The organism is Idiomarina aminovorans (genome assembly GCF_023155095.1).
Classification (GTDB): Bacteria; Pseudomonadota; Gammaproteobacteria; order Enterobacterales; family Alteromonadaceae; genus Idiomarina; species Idiomarina aminovorans.
The window spans coordinates 84,410-101,141 of the sequence record NZ_JAKNDA010000003.1; the positions used below are offsets into that span (position 1 = coordinate 84,410).

Sequence of the window (16,732 nt, forward strand, 5' to 3'; positions counted from 1 at the left end):
ACCGGGGCCTGTAATGAGAATGATTTGTATTATAAAGATAGACCCCGAGCTGTCAATAGCTCGCTAATCTAGTTCAGTTTTCCGATAAATACGATAGACAAGAGTCGTGAGGAAGAAGCCCCACCAAGGTCAATAACGATTAGGTTTTAACTGGCTTTACACCAATGGATTCGATGTCACCTTTATCGCTGATTTTCCGTACGGTTAAGATGACATCGCCTAAGCGTATCATGTCACCGATAACCACACGTCGGTGAAACTTCTGTAAGAAATAATCAGCAATGGTCGTGCTCAATAAGCGGTCATCCAACTGTCCCAGAGGGTAAAAGCTACCAACATCGGCAAGGGTTAAGTCTCCGCGTAACGTAAAGTCACCGAAGAAGTCTTTTTCAGAAACTTTTAAGCCTTTACCGCCAGAGGCCAGAATTCTGCTTACCTCATCGATATCTTTTACCGTTGCGGCCACCATTAAACCATCACCTTCTTCTACTGTCGGTTGAGTTTCCGGCTGCAGCCACTCACCGTCACGAATCAGCCCGACAAAGGTTGCCGGCGCCGTTAATTTTAACTCTTTCCAGGTATGGTCACAGGCAGGTGAATTCTTATCAATGCGGTAAAGCCAAACCTCCAGAGCTTCCTTACTTGGAATAGAAGATAATGGCATACGCTGCTGCGGCCGGGCTTTTAATGGCACTTCTAACCCTAACCAACGCACGACCGGTGCAATACTCCAGCCCTGAATAACAAGCGAAATCATCACCACCACAAAAGCAATATCAAAATAAAGTTCTTGATTCGGTACGCCACTGAGCCATGGGAACAAAGCCAATATGATAGGAACCGCGCCTCTCAACCCGACCCAACTGATAAATACCTGCTCACGCCAGGGGAAACTAAACGGCAGTAAACTCACCACCACGGCAAAAGGGCGGGCAATAAAAATTAAGGTAAAGGCAATACCAATTGCTACGGGAGCGTTAGCCACTAAGTGAGAAGGAACGACCAGCAGCCCCAGAATCAAAAACATTGCTATCTGGCTTAACCAGGCAAGTCCGTCCTGCACCTGCAGTATATGCACCAGTTGAGGCAGCCGCGCATTACCAATAACAAAACCCATTAAATAAACAGCCAAAAAACCACTCGCGTGCAGTTTCGCTGTTAGTGCATAAATGGAGATAGCCGAGGCAACAGCCAGTAAGGGAAAGAAACTAAAGCTCAGCGGTAGCTTGCGAGCCGCAAGAATAAACAACCGCCCGCCTAACCAGCCTATCGTCAGACCACCAATGAGCTGCCAGACAATATCCAGCCCAATCCAGTACCAATCGGGGAAATTGCCACTGGCTACGGCACCGGTCATGGTTAAAGTCAGAATAACCGCCATTGGGTCATTACTGCCCGACTCTATCTCAAGTGTTGAAGCAACCCGCTCTTTAATCTGTAGCCCGCGCGACTGGAATATGCCAAATACCGCAGCGGCGTCTGTTGAGCTGAGTATTGCTCCCATTAGCAAGGCGGCCGGCCAGGGTAAACCGAACCAATAAACCGCAAGAGAAGCAACTAACGTACAGGTTAATGCAACGCCCACAGTGGCAAGACTAATAGCCGGCCACAGCGCGACCCTAAAACGCTCCGGGTGGGTTCGCATCCCCCCGTCAAAAAGTATTATGACCAGGGCCGAGGAGCCAATAAAGAATGCAACGTCTGGATTGTTAAATTCGATACCTAACACCCCTTGTTCACCGGCAAGCATGCCAATTAACAAAAAGGTCAGTAACACAGGGGCTCCTAGTCGATTGGATGCAACAGCCGCTAAAATGCTGACAACCAACAGCAAACCACACAATAAAATCAGAGTGTTAGCCGAATCCAAACGGAATCTCCTTATCTTTATCTCTGCCTATTAATCATAACAGGTTTAACTTAGAGGCTAATGTTAGATTTCAAATCCCACCAAAACCCTTTATCCTGTGCTTCTTAATACTGAGTGTACAGGTTCGTTTTATGAAGTCACAAAAAACCTTAGTGCTGGCTACCGGTAATGCAGGTAAGGTCGCCGAGCTGCGCCATATGTTCGGTGAAACAGCCGTTACAGCAGATTGGGAAGTTCGGCCACAGTCAGACTGGAGTTTTGCTGAAGCGGATGAAACCGGCACCACCTTTGTCGAAAACGCTATTATTAAAGCGCGCCACGCTTGTCAGCAAACCGGGCTGCCGTCCATTGCCGATGACTCAGGTCTTGCTGTTGCGGCTTTAAATGGCGCGCCTGGTGTCTATTCAGCCCGCTACGCTGGTAGCAACACTAAAGACTCCGATAATATCAATAAATTATTACAAGCTTTAGAAGGCATTGAAGAAAACCAGCGACACGCCAGTTTTCATTGCGTGCTGGTTTATATGCAAAGTGCGGAAGATCCAACCCCTATTATTTGTCAGGGCCGCTGGGACGGGCACATATTAACTAAACCAATTGGCGAACAAGGCTTCGGCTACGACCCGGTATTTGGGGTTACAGAAAAAAGTTGCTCTGCGGCACAATTAAGTAAAACCGAAAAACAAGCACTCAGCCATCGCGGTCAAGCCTTAACCCAGTTGCTGGAGCAGCTTACGTAATGAATTCTTTGCTGACGTTACCGCCATTATCACTCTATATACACATTCCCTGGTGTATTCAGAAATGTCCTTATTGCGACTTTAACTCACATAAGCTGAACGGTGACGTGCCAGAGGCAAGCTATGTCGGCCGACTTCTGGAAGATTTACGGGCTGACAGCGAATGGATGCAAGACCGGCAAATACAATCCATCTTCATTGGTGGCGGAACACCCAGTGTATTGTCTGCGCCAGCGATACAGCAATTAATGGATGGTGTCAGAGACATAGTGCCATTGACTGCCGACTGTGAAGTGACCATGGAAGCCAACCCGGGTACCTTCGAAACCGAAAAGTTTTCTGCCTTCGTTGCTGCCGGTATCAACCGATTGTCTATTGGTATTCAAAGCTTACAAGAACATCAGCTACAGCGTCTTGGCCGTATTCATAACCCACAGCAGGCAAAAGAGGCCGCAGCACATGCCAGTGAACTGCCTCTGTCCAGCTTTAATCTGGATCTTATGCATGGGTTGCCCGATCAAACAGTTGAAATGGCGCTGGATGATTTACGTCAGGTTATTGCCTTAAACCCGCCGCATATTTCCTGGTATCAATTGACTATCGAGCCTAATACCTTATTTGCCAGCCAGCCACCGGAGTTACCGGATGACGACACTCTGTGGGAGATTTATCAGCAGGGTCACCAACTTTTGGAAGCGGCAGGTTATCGGCAGTACGAAGTAAGTGCTTACGCAAAACCCGGTCACCAAAGCCGTCATAATAGAAATTATTGGCAATACGGCGATTATTTAGGCGTTGGCTGTGGTGCACACAGCAAAGTGACACTCCCGCAACAAAACCAAATTTTACGTTGCGAGAAGGTAAAACACCCTAAAGGCTATTTAGACTTAACCAAGGCCTTACGTTATCAGCTGAAAGAAGTACCAATGGATGAAAGGCTGTTTGAGTTTTTTATGAATCAGTTTCGTCTGTTAAAGCCGGTTAGTAAAACCAACTGTGAAAAAACCACCGGACTCCCTGCCAGTTTAGCATCACAACAATTAAGCGAAGCAAAATCGCTGCAATTGGTCATTGAAGATGAGCACAACTGGCAACTGACGCCGCGAGGACAGCGGTTCTTAAACTCGGTTTTGGATACGCTTCTGGATTAGCCCGCAAGCGGCTGCTTTATTTTACCTGAAACTGTAAATCCCACACACCGTGCCCCTTAACTTCTCCTCGAAGCTCAAATTTTGTTTTGGGGCGACTGTCAGGGCGCGGCACATAGTCTTCCGTAGGCGACAAATTACTTAAGTGAGTAGCACCGTTCATTACTTCTAACATATGTTCTGCGTAATTCCCCCAGTCTGTTGCCAGATGAATAGTGCCACCCGGCTCAATTTTTTGGGCTAACAACTGCACAAACCCGGGTTGCACTATACGACGTTTATGGTGCCGTTTTTTATGCCAGGGATCCGGAAAGAAAATTTGAACACAATTAAGACTTTGATCCGGTATGCACTGCTTAAGTACTTCAACGGCATCTTCATGAAATAATCGGAGGTTATCTACCCCGGTTTCCTCAACGGCCATAAGGCAGGTACCCACCCCGGGTTCATGCACTTCTATACCAATAAAGTCACGTTCAGGGGCTTTGGATGCCATTTCAACCAATGAATGCCCCATGCCAAAGCCAATTTCCAGAGTCACCGGAGCTTTACGCCCGAAGACACTGACAAGATCCAACGGACCTTTTTCCAGCGTTAGCCCAACAGTTGGCCATAGCCGTTCAATTGCAGCAGCTTGCCCTTTGGTCAGCCTGCCTTCTCTTTTCACAAAACTGCGCACTGTGCGGACATATTTACCCGCCGCAGCGGCTTCTTCGGCGCTTTTAAAATGACTCATGACGTTCCTGCAAATGACAAATTAGCTAATACGAAAAAAACAGGCCTGAAAAATCAGGCCTGTTTATAGTTACGCTATTATCGCTATTTCATGCAATCAATACAATCCGTACTAACGAGTTTTAGGTACCCGGTTAACGACTTTTAATGTTGCTTCAATGCGACGGTTTGTCTGGCGATCCGCTGCGTTGTTTTCACGAACTTTAGGCTGTGATTCGCCATGTCCTTTAAAATCAACGCGGCTTTTCTCAATACCATGTTGCTTAACCAGCGCATTAGCAACAACTTCCGCACGACGCTCTGATAACCATTGATTATACTTCGCTTCCCCCGTGCTGTCGGTATGTCCATGAATGGTAATAGTCAGTTGTGGGTGTTCCTTCATAAACTCAGCCATTTCGGTAATGTGCGAACGCTCACCACCGCGAATATTTGACGAATTTAAGTCAAACTCAACCAGTAACTCTTCAGTAATGGTCTCGTTTTCATAAAGAATACAGCCCGTTTCATCGACGGAATAGTTTTTCGGTGTGTTGGCACATTTATCTTTCGAGTCCACCACGCCGTCACCGTCAGAGTCTACCGACTTAGGCTCAGGTTGCGGAGCCGCTGGTTGAGGCTCAGGGCGTGGTTCCGGACGGGTTCTTGGTTCAGGACTGGTGTCACGACCACCAAAGAACCATTGCAAACCGACATTGGCAAACATTTCAGTGTAGTCTTCTTCCCAGCCACGCTGAGCTCCACCTTCTATACGCCATGCCAGGTTATCGTTAATAAAGCTCCGGTGACCTAACGTCAGTCGGGCAGCAACATCGGTGACATCACCAATTTCAGTATTATTCACACCTAAGCCAGCATAGAAATTGTTGTTAAAATGATAGAGCGCATCGACACCGTAACTATCACCATAACTACCACCGCCACCAACTAAATCAGCGTCCATATAGTCATAATAAATGCGGGCTTCCCATGCCTCGGTGAACATCATGCCCGCTTCAATACCCGAAGTTATGGTTTCCAGACCATCTTCAACGGAGAATACTTGTCCATTTTTTACCGCGACGCGGTCATCATCAGCGGCGAATGCACCTAAGCGCGCGCCTAAGTAAAAGTCGTTTTGCTCAACCTCGGTTTGTTGTGCGAAAGCTGGAGCGGTTAATCCAGCGGTTAGCAAAGACAGAGTCACTAAATTTAAAGTTTTCATTGCAAAGCTCCTTTTGACTGCAATAACAATCATGCTCAGAATATGAGACACTACATATGTTACTAATAGTACTACATTCCTCAGTTAAGTCATTTTAATTTGCAGAGATTTACAATTGACTCAAACATTTAGCTCTCAGGTTCTCAGTTGGTTTCAGCAGTACGGGCGCAAACATCTGCCGTGGCAAAAAAATGTCACTCCCTACCGGGTATGGGTATCAGAAATTATGCTGCAACAAACCCAGGTCACTACCGTCATTCCGTACTTCGAACGTTTTATGACAACCTTTCCTACCGTTCAGGACCTAGCCGCGGCACCACAAGACCGGGTACTGAATTTATGGACGGGGTTAGGTTACTATGCCCGGGCCCGTAACCTTCATAAAACGGCAAAACTTGTTTGCGAACAATGTAACGGTGAATTTCCTGAAAAAGTTCATGAACTTGAGCAATTACCGGGGATTGGTCGCTCAACCGCTGGTGCTATACGCTCGCTTGGACATGGAGAGTACGCTCCAATTCTGGATGGAAATGTTAAGCGTGTTTTAGCGCGTCACTTTGCTGTTGCTGGCTGGCCCGGTAAAACCAAGGTATTAAAAGAGCTCTGGCAACTGAGCGAACAGCTCACTCCCGAAAAAGATTCCGCCGCCTATAATCAGGCGATGATGGATATAGGTGCAATGATATGCACACGCAGTAAGCCATTGTGCGAACAATGCCCGGTTAACAGCACCTGTACCGCTAGAGAAACAGATACAATCGCACATTACCCGGGGAAAAAACCGCAAAAGGTTAAGCCGGTCAAAGCAACTCATATGCTACTTTTCCGTTACAACGAACATTTTTTACTGGAAAAAAGGCCACAAACCGGTATTTGGGGCGGGCTTTGGGGGTTTCCTCAAAGTGAAGAAGAAAATCAAATAGCTTCTTTCATAAGACATTATGGCTTGAGCGAACAGACTCGCCAGCAACTTCCCGGCTTTCGCCACACATTCAGTCATTTTCATCTGGACTGTTATCCACTGCTAATTGACGTTACTCCCGCTGACCATTCACTCAACGAGAATCATCACTTATGGGTCAAAGCTGACACTAATAAGGACTTGGGCTTTGCTGCACCAACCGTTAAACTGATGAAACAATTAATAACCAATAAGTGAGCACGCCATGAGCCGTACCGTATTTTGCGAGCATCTACAGAAAGACGCCGAAGGCCTGGACTTTCAGCTTTATCCGGGAGAATTAGGCGAACGCATTTTTAATCATATTTCTAAACAAGCCTGGGCTCAATGGCAGCAAAAGCAAACCATGCTGATAAACGAAAAGCGTTTAAATATGATGGACCCGACTGATCGGGCTTTTCTTGAACAGCAAATGACAGCTTTTTTATTTGACGGCAAAGAACCTCAAATTGAGGGCTACACGCCCCCGGAAAGTTAACTTATCAATCTATCAATTTTTAAAAGTAGCGCTTATTTCTGGTAAATTTAAATTACGACCTAACATATTGACAATAGGTATGCCTTATGAGTCTCGCTGGAGCTTAGACAGCCAATCTGTTAGACTATTAATGAATTCAAAAAAAGGGAGTCTCTATGAAAGCGCCATCCTGGCGGAGAGCCGTACTGAAGGTGGGAAGTGCGCTCATTGCGCCAGATGAAACTGGGGTTAGCACTAAATATCTGTTACCCATAGCTCGTTTTATCAACGAATGCAGAGAACGCGGACAAGAAGTTGTCATAGTCTCATCAGGCAGTGTCGCCGCCGGCCGTAAACACTTTCACTTTGAACATAAAAAAGTACCTGTTGCTGTACGCAAAGCAATGTCAGCTGTTGGTCAGAATGAAATGATGGGCTACTGGTCGCGCTTTTTCGATTCCCCCTGCGCCCAGTTGTTAATGACACACAGCGATTTACGCGACAGAGCACGTTACGTCAGCATTAAAAACACGTTAAACAGATTGTTAGAACACAACATTTTACCGGTAGTAAACGAAAACGATGCGCTAGCCACTGACGAAATGAAGGTCGGTGATAACGATAACTTATCGGCCATGGTTGCTACACTTGTTGATGCCGACGCGCTGTTTATTTGTTCTGACATTGATGGTCTATATGACTCCGATCCAAACCTGAACCCGGACGCGAAAAAAATTCCGGTAGTTGAACAAATTGACGAAAGCATTTACTCACTGGCCGGCGGTTCGGTCAGTTCGGTCGGCACCGGCGGCATGCGAACCAAAGTGGAAGCCGCTGAGAAAGCAACGTCACACGGTATCGACACATACATTGTCAACGGTCGCAAAGGTGAAACCTTTGAGTCGTTATTGCAGGGAGACATCCCGGGCACATTATTCCGTCGCCAGTCTGACCCAATCAGTAATAAAAAGCATTGGTTAAGACATACTCTGGTCGCCCAGGGCGAAATATTAGTTGATGAAGGTGCTGAAAAAGCATTAATTGAAAATGGTGCCTCACTCTTAAGTTCAGGCATTGTTGATGTACAAGGCGATTTTGATCGCGGTGACGCCGTCTTGGTTCGCAGCGCCAACGATACTGATGCTATTGCTAAAGGTATCTGTCAGTACAGCGCGCACGAACTGATGCACATTAAAGGGCAACAAACCGAAGATATAGCAGAACAATTTGGCTATAGCCCAATTACAGAAGTCATTCACCGTGACGATTTAATGATTTTGGAGGACGCATGAGCCAGCAATTAGCACAAGAAATTTCACAACGCGCTGCAAAAGCCGCACGCGCTGTTGCAACCTTATCTGAAGCAGACAAAAATAGCGTATTGCAGAAAATGGCAGACGCCATTCGGGCACGCCAGGACAAAATTATTGAAGTCAACAAGAAAGACTTGGTAGCTGGTAAAGAAAAAGGCCTGAGCGATTCGATGATGGATCGTCTTGAGTTAACACCAGAACGTGTTGAAGGAATGGCTTCAGCCATTGAGGAAATTATTGCATTAAAAGATCCGGTCGGCGACAGCTACCTGTTTGATGAACGTCCTAACGGAATGAAGATTGAAAAAATGCGCATTCCGCTGGGTGTTATTTGCATGATTTACGAAGCTCGCCCTAATGTTACTGCCGATGCAGGAGCACTATGCTTCAAGTCGGGTAATGCTGTAATTTTACGTTGTGGCCGCGAAGCCATTGAAAGCAGCAAAGCCATTGCTGAAGCACTTCACGAAGCATTAGCAGCCAGCAACTTACCGAAAGACGTTATTACCGTGGTACCAACACCGGACCGCGAACTGATGACCGAGCTTCTGCAACAAAAAGACTATATTGACCTGGTTATTCCTCGCGGCGGTGAAGGTCTCATTCACTTTGTCAGCGATACCAGTAAAATACCGGTCATTCAGCACTATAAAGGTGTTTGTCACCTCTACGTAGACAAAGACGCCGACCTTGATAAAGCCCTGGCTATTTTGCTTAACGGTAAAACCCAGCGTACCGGCGTTTGTAATGCACTGGAGTGCTTATTAGTACATCAGGACGTAGCAGATAAGTTCTTACCAATGGCAGCTACAGCATTGGCTGAGAAGGATGTCACCATTCATTCCGACAAACGCTCATTGAGTTACTTTGACGGCGCTGATGAAATAGCCGATGACGCTTTTGGTGAGGAATACCTTGCGCTTGAACTTGCCGTTCGTACGATAGATAACTACGAAGGTGCTATTGAGCATATTCAAGAGTTTGGTAGTGGCCATACAGAAGTTATCATTACTGAAAACGACAAAACCGCCAAACGTTTCATTCGTGAGGTAGATTCAGCCGTGACTATGGCGAACGTATCCTCTCGCTTCTCAGATGGTGGTCAGTTAGGCTTAGGTGCTGAAATTGGTATCTCTACCAGTAAACTGCACGCCTACGGCCCAATGGGGCTTGAAGCATTAACCACTGAAAAATTCGTGGTAACCGGCACCGGTCAAATCCGCGACTAACTCAGCGCTTAACATAAAAAGCCCCGGCTAATTCAGCCGGGGCTTTTTTTATACCTGAAATTACCGCCGATACCCCGTCAGTAACTCTGGCCAGTCCCGCGATTCCTTCCAGTAAAAGGTCTCATTTTTTTCTTTTTCTTTGCGTAAAGAGCGCAACAAACGCTGTATATTGGCTTCTTTCCAGTCGCCGTTTTCACGAAAGTCGCATTTATCAAAGTCAACAATCCAGGCTTTGTCATTATCATCCAACATAAGATTGTGGCAGTTTAAATCTGAGTGATAAACGCCGGTATCGTGCAACTGTTTGATCACGTTTCCAAGCTTTTGCCAAAGCTCTGCTGATAACTGCCTTTCTTTCAATAAACGATAAACATCAACTGCGCCGGGAATCACTTCCACCAAAATATCGGCTTTGTAACTAAAAACACCTGTTTTTTCCATTCGTGCTGCTACTGGTCTTGGAACCGGTAATTTAAGTTCCCTTAACTTCAGTAGCAAATCGAATTCATGAATCGCCCGGCTCTTGTCTGCCGGCTCTCGTAAAAAACGATCTTTATTAATTTTTCCGACCAGCCCACCACGGTAATAGTGACGCAACAACAGACCTAAATCGCCTTGCTGAATAAACCAGACCGTTGCGCGCCCCGTTGAATTGCCTGCAATCGCTTTTTGTTGTTGCCAGTACTGGGCTTTAAAGTATTTATCTTCAATGGTTTCAATTATGTCGCTATCGTAACGAAAAAGCCCTCGGGGACTCTGCTCTGTTTTTATCATACCGCTTCCTGTCAGAGTACATTCCAGTGCCCGTTTTAATATCCTTAACGTAGCACCCTGGTGCGTTTGTAAAACGCTTTTAGCCGCTTCATGTTGCGCTTTCACGACAGCATCCTGCTGCATTAGAGTCACAGCGTTCTTAATGTCATCGGCATTGTCTACCCAGCGTAGAGCACCAGCTTTTGACAATTCACCGTAAACTTGCGGGAAATTAAAAACATGCCGCCCGGACATAATATTGGAGCCTGCAGCAATAACTTCAAGGGGGTTGTGTCCTCCCCGCTCAATAAGACTGCCTCCGACAAAGCTGACCGAAGCGAGTTGTCCCCACAGCATCATTTCCCCCATACTGTCAGCCAGAAAGACATCGCAGTCTGCCGGTATCGTTTTATTATCGCTGCGTCGGGCCCAGTTTAACCCCGACTGCTGAATCAGCTGAGCAACCTTTTCAAATTGCTCCGGGTGCCGCGGTGCAATAATAAGACAAGCATCGGGTTGCTCTTGCTGAACCAATTTGTGGGCTTGCAGTAAAATTTCATGCTCGCCGGGGTGGCTACTGCTAGCCAACCAGACCTTTCTTGCCTGGCAACTTTGCTTCCAGGGCAGAGCTCTATCAATATCGTTATTGGAAAGTTCAATGTCGTATTTGAGGTTACCATCGACAAAGAGACGACTGTGCGGAACACCCAAAACTTTCATTCGGCGAAAGGTTTCTTTATTCTGAACAGAAATTAAAATCAGTTGTTTCCATATAGGCTTCATAAGCCAATGGAAGCGTCGATAACCCTTAGCCGAGCGTGCCGACAGCCGCGCATTCAATAAGCTAACCGGTATATTGGCTGTGGAAAGCTGATTCAGCATTTGCGGCCAAAGCTCTGTTTCCATTATCCATACAGCTTCAGGCTTTAATTTTCGCAGGAAACGCTGCGCCGCACCCGGTGTATCAAGCGGCCAATAGCGACTATCAACTGAACCACCAAAATGCTGCTGTATCAATGCTCTCGCGGTAGGGGTCATACAGGTAATAAGCACTTTTTGCCCGGGCTTTTTGTGCAATAACTGCTCAATTAGCCGTTTAGCCGCTAAAGTTTCACCAACCGACACGCTATGGATAACCAGGCAGCCCTGTAAGTTTTTATCAAAGGAATCTAATGCCAGCCTTTCTGACCAGTTTTGGCGATAGCGTTTATCCTTTCGACCACGCAGCCACAACCAGACAAAAACGGCTGGAGTCACCAGCCGCAATAGTATGCCATAGAGCCACAGTTTCATCTTTGTTAACGCCAGTATTCGGCGATCCACTGAGTTGGCAGAACCCTGCGATACCATTTACCACTGCGGCCTTCCAACGCATCATCCGGGTGTGGTTTGCCGTGAAAAATAATCACCTTTGCTTCTTCAGGTATACGGGGCTCCTGGAAAAAGCTTAACGGAAAAGGTCTCAAGCAATGACGCTTAAAGCTACGACACCACTTTTCCGGCCAGTATTCCAGCTTGTTCTGACGGTCGACGAAGTGAGTAATGTACTCTTGTTCATTCCGTACTTCAGCTGTAGCCGCTTCCGGGTCCTTCTTCAAATGCTCTAAAGCGTCCTCATGCGCACCAATATTAAAACGGAACACTGAGGTATTACCGGTAGCGTCTGATTTGTCCCACTCTTTAATCACCATGAAGTCACCTTCCGGCTCAAAGAACTCGTCCAGGCTACCAACAATAATAATATCTAAATCCAGGAACAGCGTCGGCCCCTCCAGATCATACAAGGGCTTTGCAAAACAGGTTAGCTTTAACCAGCCGTGACCTTTGCTCCACGGCACTTGCTCATCAAAATCTTTAAAACCAATTTTGGGAATGGCTTTTACTTCGATGTCGTCATTAATGCCGTCAAAGTCATCGGTAAAACACACAAAGCGGAAGGGTCGACTGAGATGCCGACTGACCATAGAATGCAAAGTATTGACGTAATCTGCGCCGTACTTTTTACCCCATTTAATGCAAATTACATTGACTGTTTTTTGCTCTGAAGAACCGCCGTTATCTGCAACCTGACTCATAATTACTCCTGGATCTTAAACTACCGCGCATCATGCCATATTTTAACTCATTTAGGTATGCCGATCTGAATTGTCCAAATGAGCGTATCTTGCTTGTATGTCTTTAACTTTTAGTGACCATGACCATGCATACCGTGCGTTTAATACTGGGCGATCAACTCAATCCCAAACACTCCTGGTTCAGGCAGAAGGACCCCGGCGTGCTTTATGTTATGATGGAGCTCAAACAAGAAACCGACTATGTCGTTCATCACCGACAGAAGGTTTTAGCCTTTTTTGCCGCAATGCGAGCCTTTGCTAAAGCATTAGATTCTGCCGGACACCGCATTCATTACATTAAACTTGATGACAGTAATAATCAGCAGAGCCTGACACAGAATCTTCAGCGTATCATTGAGCAACACGATGGTCCGCTTCTGGAGTGTCAGCAACCCGACGAATATCGGCTGGATCACCAAATTAAGAGTTGGGCCGGGGCCAATAACATTACTGTAAAATGGTTTGATACCGAGCACTTTCTTACCGGCCGTAACTCATTAAATGAATATTTCCCCGACCATAAAAACTACCTGATGGAGACATTCTACCGGCAGGTACGTAAGCAATACGATATTCTGATGAATTCGGGAAAACCCGAAGGTGGTAAATGGAATTACGATAAAGAGAACCAGAAGAAAATTCCTGTTACCCAGCAAGTAGAGCCGCCACTGGTGTTTTCCAATGATCTATCAGACATCGACGCTTTATTGAAAAAATGCGATGTCAAAACAATGGGAAAAGCAGACCCAACGCGACTGCTATGGCCAGTAAACCGTCAACAGTCAAAGCAGTTGCTTGAGCATTTTTGTCAGTTCGGTTTGCCTGATTTTGGTCGTTATCAGGACACCATGGCTACAGCGGATGCGTTTAATGAAACACACTGGAGCTTATATCATTCCAGGCTCTCCTTTTCGCTAAACACTAAAATGCTGCACCCGCTGGAAGTGGTCAGAGCGGCGATTAATACCTGGTCTGACAATCAGGACGACATTTCACTCGCTCAGATAGAAGGATTTTGCCGGCAAATTATCGGCTGGCGCGAGTTTGTGCGAGGCATTTACTGGGCCTATATGCCGGGCTATAAAAACCTTAATGAACTTGACCACAACCGTGCTTTACCGGAATTCTACTGGACCGCAGAGACCAAGATGAACTGCCTGCATCATTCTATTAAGCAGTCTTTAGACTATGCTTACGCGCATCACATACAGCGGCTAATGGTGACAGGAAATTTTGCATTACTGGCAGGGGTTTCACCGGATGCGTTGGACGACTGGTATCTCGGTATCTATATTGATGCGATTGAATGGGTGGAAATGCCCAACACCCGAGGCATGAGTCAGTACGCTGACGGCGGCCTAATTGCCACAAAGCCATACATTGCCAGTGCTAACTATATGCAGAAAATGGGGCATTATTGTAAAAGCTGTTATTATGACCCCAAGAAAAAGACCGGAGATAAAGCCTGCCCTTTCAATAGCTTATACTGGCACTTTATCGAACGTCATAAACAGAACTTTAAAAATAATCATCGAATGAGCATGATGTATCAGGTCTGGAACAAAAAGACCAAAGAACAGCAGCAAGCGCTCATAGAGCAAGCAGAAACTTACTTGAATGGTATTAATGAATTATAGAGAGAAAAAAATGAATAAATGGATCCTGTCATTACTTTTTACGTTTCTCCTCAGTGCCTGTAATTCGCAACCAACACCGGTTGCCGGGGTTGTTGAAGACTTTGACGCCGAGCGTTACTTAGGCAAGTGGTACGAAATTGCGCGCATGCCACACAGTTTTGAAGAAGGCTTACAAAGTGTTACAGCGGAATACCGTTTAAACGGTGATGGTACATTAGAGGTCACAAACCGCGGTTATCATACTAAAGATGAAGAATGGCAGACCGCTATTGGTCTGGCTGAGCCGGTTGAGAATATGAAAGCCGCCTATCAGGTCACTTTCTTTTGGCCTTTTTATGGTGGGTATTATGTCAGTTGGTTAGATGATAATTATCAACTGGCAATAGTCACTAGTGATTCACACGAGTATTTTTGGTTATTATCCCGAACGCCGGACGTTGCACAGGAAGATATAGATTACGCTTTAGCAAAGGCTCATCAATGGGGCTATAACATCGACCAGATGATCAGGGTTGATCATCCGGCCGAATTAAGAAGCGCTAATTAATTAAAGCGGCGCGCAGCACCTTTACCGGAGTTGCGCTTAGGACCGCCTCGGGCATCACGGTCACGCGGTGGACGCGGTGCTCGTTTAACTTGCTCATCACTTAGCTCAATACCCATTGGCTGCTGGCGCACGCGGGCTTTTTTCAGTACATGCACAATGTCTTTTGGCATACCTTTTGGCAGTTGCACCAAAGAGTGATTATCAAATAACTGAATTTGACCAATATACTTGCTGTCCATTGAAGCTTCGTTAGCAATAGCGCCAACGATATCCCCCGGACGAGCACCATGCTCACGGCCTACCTGAATTTTGTAGGTTTCAAAGTCTACGTCTGCCGCACGGCTCGTGGTGCGCTCTGCACGAGGTTTGCGCTTATCACCACGCTCACTGCGTTCATTACGACCAGAACGTTCGCTACGCTCGCTGCGTGCTTCACGTACCTGACGGTCTTCTTTCAGGAACAATGGACGCTGTTCGTTATGCTGAGCCAATAACGCTAATGCAATTTCTTCAGCATTTAACTCTGACTGCTCCAGCCACTGGGCTAACAATTTCTCTAACTTAGGTTTATCAGCGCTCGCGGTTTCCGGAGCCAATGATGCTTGCAGTTTTTCCAGTAATTGCTGCTGACGATACTTGCTTAATTCATTTGCGTTTGGCACGTCAAAAAACTCAACCGGTGCATTGGTTAAGCGCTCATAATGACGTAACAAATGACGCTCTTTTGCACGGAAGAACAAAATGGCTTCGCCTGAACGACCTGCGCGGCCTGTACGCCCAATACGGTGCACGTATGATTCAGTGTCACTCGGTAAGTCGTAGTTAATAACATGCGTAATTTCAGGAACGTCTAAACCACGGGCAACCACATCGGTTCCGACCAGAATTTCAATGTGTCCGCTGCGTAACTGACTGACCGTCTGCTCACGCTGAGCCTGGTTTAAATCACCACTTAATGGCGCCGCTTTAAAGCCGTTACGTTGCAGAAGCTCAGCCACATCCATGGTGTCCTGACGGGTACGTACGAAAATTAACGCACGCTGATAAGGCGTCACTTCTAATAAGCGCGTAAGCGCAGTCATTTTAGTCATTCCCTGGACTTTCCAGGCTTTCTGCTTAATGGTCGCTTTTTCGCGGGCAATGGCTTCAATCTGAATGTTCAGCGGATCTTTCAGGAAGGTTTTTGCCAGTTTACGAATCGCATTTGGCATGGTTGCTGAGAATAATGCGCGTTGCGCATGACCCGGCACAGCTTTCAGTATGGTTTCGATATCTTCAACAAAGCCCATGTTCAGCATTTCGTCGGCTTCATCCAGAACACCAACTTTCAAACCATCCAGCTGCAGAACATTTTTATTTAATAAATCGATTAGGCGACCCGGAGTACCGACGACAATCGAGGTGCCCTGTTTCAACGCTTTAACCTGAGGTCCAAATGGTGCACCACCGTAAACAGTTGCGACACCAACGCCACGCATTTTCGCAGCAAAACCTTCCAGCGCTTCAGCTACCTGAATAGCCAGCTCACGAGTTGGGGTAACCACAAGTACCTGAGTTTGTTTAACCGATGCATCAATTTTTGCCAGTGCAGGTAAGCCAAACGCAGCGGTTTTACCAGTACCGGTCTGAGCTTCGCCCAGTACATCCTGACCGTCAAGCAAGGCCGGAATAGCTTGCAACTGAATAGGAGTCGGCGTTAGAAACTGCATTTCGTTTAATTGTTCAAGCACAGAACTGGGTAGAGCCATGTCGTTAAACGACAGACCCGGTTGGATATCTGACATATTTATCTCACTTTATTCCCGTTTGCCCATTGGCAAACACAACAAAAAAGGGGTATGGCCCGGCAACAGGAATCAGTGTTCAGTCTCTAAACTGGCTGGACTGAAATCAGGCGCTGCAACCCCACGAATCAAGGGTGACCGCTGCCTCATCAGTTATGCGGTGTTCCTTGAGGAACCGCGAATTATACTTTTTTTTATCTGAAAAGCAACGCATTTGAGTTTTTTTCATCAAACACCGAT

At 46.4% G+C, this 16,732-nt stretch carries 14 protein-coding genes; 8 read left to right on the top strand and 6 right to left on the bottom strand.

Annotated elements, in window-relative coordinates:
- Positions 1 to 139: 139 nt before the first annotated feature.
- Entirely contained in the window at positions 140 to 1,870 is a 1,731-nt protein-coding gene (locus L8G48_RS06995; protein ID WP_248263888.1) for a potassium/proton antiporter, read from the bottom strand.
- 131 nt (positions 1,871 to 2,001) lie between these two features.
- Here L8G48_RS06995 and rdgB point away from each other — a divergent pair, with 131 nt between their 5' ends.
- Together rdgB and hemW are read left to right on the top strand one after the other, a co-directional pair.
- On the top strand, positions 2,002 to 2,610 hold the full coding sequence (gene rdgB / locus L8G48_RS07000) for an RdgB/HAM1 family non-canonical purine NTP pyrophosphatase (RefSeq protein ID WP_248263889.1): 609 nt from the start codon (positions 2,002 to 2,004) through the stop codon (positions 2,608 to 2,610).
- Complete coding sequence (gene hemW / locus L8G48_RS07005; RefSeq protein WP_248263890.1) at positions 2,610 to 3,761, top strand: radical SAM family heme chaperone HemW; 1,152 nt, start codon at positions 2,610 to 2,612, stop codon at positions 3,759 to 3,761. The genes rdgB and hemW overlap by 1 nt, the downstream gene beginning before the upstream one ends.
- 16 nt (positions 3,762 to 3,777) lie before the next feature.
- On the opposite strand, the gene trmB is transcribed toward hemW, so the two are convergent.
- Positions 3,778 to 4,494, bottom strand: coding sequence for a tRNA (guanosine(46)-N7)-methyltransferase TrmB (trmB, locus tag L8G48_RS07010; RefSeq protein ID WP_248263891.1), 717 nt, complete (start codon positions 4,492 to 4,494; stop codon positions 3,778 to 3,780).
- A 111-nt stretch (positions 4,495 to 4,605) separates the two neighbouring features.
- Positions 4,606 to 5,697: an OmpA family protein gene (locus tag L8G48_RS07015; protein ID WP_248263892.1), complete on the bottom strand. Its 1,092-nt coding sequence runs from the start codon at positions 5,695 to 5,697 to the stop codon at positions 4,606 to 4,608.
- 115 nt (positions 5,698 to 5,812) lie between these two features.
- Between L8G48_RS07015 and mutY the strand changes: the two genes are divergently transcribed.
- From mutY to L8G48_RS07035, 4 genes are all read left to right on the top strand, one after another.
- On the top strand, positions 5,813 to 6,856 hold the full coding sequence (mutY, locus tag L8G48_RS07020; protein ID WP_248263893.1) for an A/G-specific adenine glycosylase: 1,044 nt from the start codon (positions 5,813 to 5,815) through the stop codon (positions 6,854 to 6,856).
- Between the two features lie 7 nt (positions 6,857 to 6,863).
- Positions 6,864 to 7,136: an oxidative damage protection protein gene (locus L8G48_RS07025; protein WP_248263894.1), complete on the top strand. Its 273-nt coding sequence runs from the start codon at positions 6,864 to 6,866 to the stop codon at positions 7,134 to 7,136.
- Positions 7,137 to 7,291: 155 nt separating this feature from the next.
- Positions 7,292 to 8,407 (top strand): glutamate 5-kinase, encoded by a 1,116-nt coding sequence (proB, locus tag L8G48_RS07030; protein ID WP_248263895.1) that lies wholly within the window; start codon positions 7,292 to 7,294, stop codon positions 8,405 to 8,407.
- The gene (locus L8G48_RS07035) at positions 8,404 to 9,657 is read left to right on the top strand and encodes a glutamate-5-semialdehyde dehydrogenase (protein WP_248263896.1); all 1,254 of its coding nucleotides are present in this window, start codon (positions 8,404 to 8,406) and stop codon (positions 9,655 to 9,657) included. Before proB ends, L8G48_RS07035 begins: the two co-directional genes overlap by 4 nt.
- 60 nt (positions 9,658 to 9,717) lie before the next feature.
- Here L8G48_RS07035 and L8G48_RS07040 read toward each other — a convergent pair whose 3' ends face one another.
- Together L8G48_RS07040 and L8G48_RS07045 are read right to left on the bottom strand one after the other, a co-directional pair.
- A complete protein-coding gene (locus L8G48_RS07040; RefSeq protein ID WP_248263897.1) occupies positions 9,718 to 11,703 on the bottom strand; it encodes a 3-deoxy-D-manno-octulosonic acid kinase in 1,986 nt (661 codons plus the stop codon).
- A 5-nt stretch (positions 11,704 to 11,708) separates the two neighbouring features.
- Complete coding sequence (locus L8G48_RS07045; RefSeq protein WP_248263898.1) at positions 11,709 to 12,485, bottom strand: glycosyltransferase; 777 nt, start codon at positions 12,483 to 12,485, stop codon at positions 11,709 to 11,711.
- A 119-nt stretch (positions 12,486 to 12,604) separates the two neighbouring features.
- On the opposite strand from L8G48_RS07045, the gene L8G48_RS07050 reads away from it, so the two are divergent.
- On the top strand, positions 12,605 to 14,161 hold the full coding sequence (locus L8G48_RS07050) for a cryptochrome/photolyase family protein (protein WP_248263899.1): 1,557 nt from the start codon (positions 12,605 to 12,607) through the stop codon (positions 14,159 to 14,161).
- Positions 14,162 to 14,171: 10 nt separating this feature from the next.
- On the top strand, positions 14,172 to 14,708 hold the full coding sequence (locus L8G48_RS07055; RefSeq protein ID WP_248263900.1) for a lipocalin family protein: 537 nt from the start codon (positions 14,172 to 14,174) through the stop codon (positions 14,706 to 14,708).
- Here L8G48_RS07055 and L8G48_RS07060 read toward each other — a convergent pair.
- Positions 14,705 to 16,492, bottom strand: a complete 1,788-nt coding sequence (locus L8G48_RS07060) for a DEAD/DEAH box helicase (protein WP_248263901.1) — start codon at positions 16,490 to 16,492, stop codon at positions 14,705 to 14,707. The two genes, L8G48_RS07055 and L8G48_RS07060, sit on opposite strands and share 4 nt — an antisense overlap.
- Positions 16,493 to 16,732 lie beyond the last annotated feature (240 nt).

Coding starts and splice junctions, on each gene's coding strand:
- rdgB (WP_248263889.1), top strand. CDS start 2,002: ATGAAGTCACAAAAAACCTTAGTGCTGGCTACCGGTAATGCAGGTAAG.
- hemW (WP_248263890.1), top strand. CDS start 2,610: ATGAATTCTTTGCTGACGTTACCGCCATTATCACTCTATATACACATT.
- trmB (WP_248263891.1), bottom strand. CDS start 4,494: ATGAGTCATTTTAAAAGCGCCGAAGAAGCCGCTGCGGCGGGTAAATAT.
- L8G48_RS07015 (WP_248263892.1), bottom strand. CDS start 5,697: ATGAAAACTTTAAATTTAGTGACTCTGTCTTTGCTAACCGCTGGATTA.
- L8G48_RS07025 (WP_248263894.1), top strand. CDS start 6,864: ATGAGCCGTACCGTATTTTGCGAGCATCTACAGAAAGACGCCGAAGGC.
- proB (WP_248263895.1), top strand. CDS start 7,292: ATGAAAGCGCCATCCTGGCGGAGAGCCGTACTGAAGGTGGGAAGTGCG.
- L8G48_RS07035 (WP_248263896.1), top strand. CDS start 8,404: ATGAGCCAGCAATTAGCACAAGAAATTTCACAACGCGCTGCAAAAGCC.
- L8G48_RS07040 (WP_248263897.1), bottom strand. CDS start 11,703: ATGAAACTGTGGCTCTATGGCATACTATTGCGGCTGGTGACTCCAGCC.
- L8G48_RS07045 (WP_248263898.1), bottom strand. CDS start 12,485: ATGAGTCAGGTTGCAGATAACGGCGGTTCTTCAGAGCAAAAAACAGTC.
- L8G48_RS07050 (WP_248263899.1), top strand. CDS start 12,605: ATGACCATGCATACCGTGCGTTTAATACTGGGCGATCAACTCAATCCC.
- L8G48_RS07055 (WP_248263900.1), top strand. CDS start 14,172: ATGAATAAATGGATCCTGTCATTACTTTTTACGTTTCTCCTCAGTGCC.
- L8G48_RS07060 (WP_248263901.1), bottom strand. CDS start 16,492: ATGTCAGATATCCAACCGGGTCTGTCGTTTAACGACATGGCTCTACCC.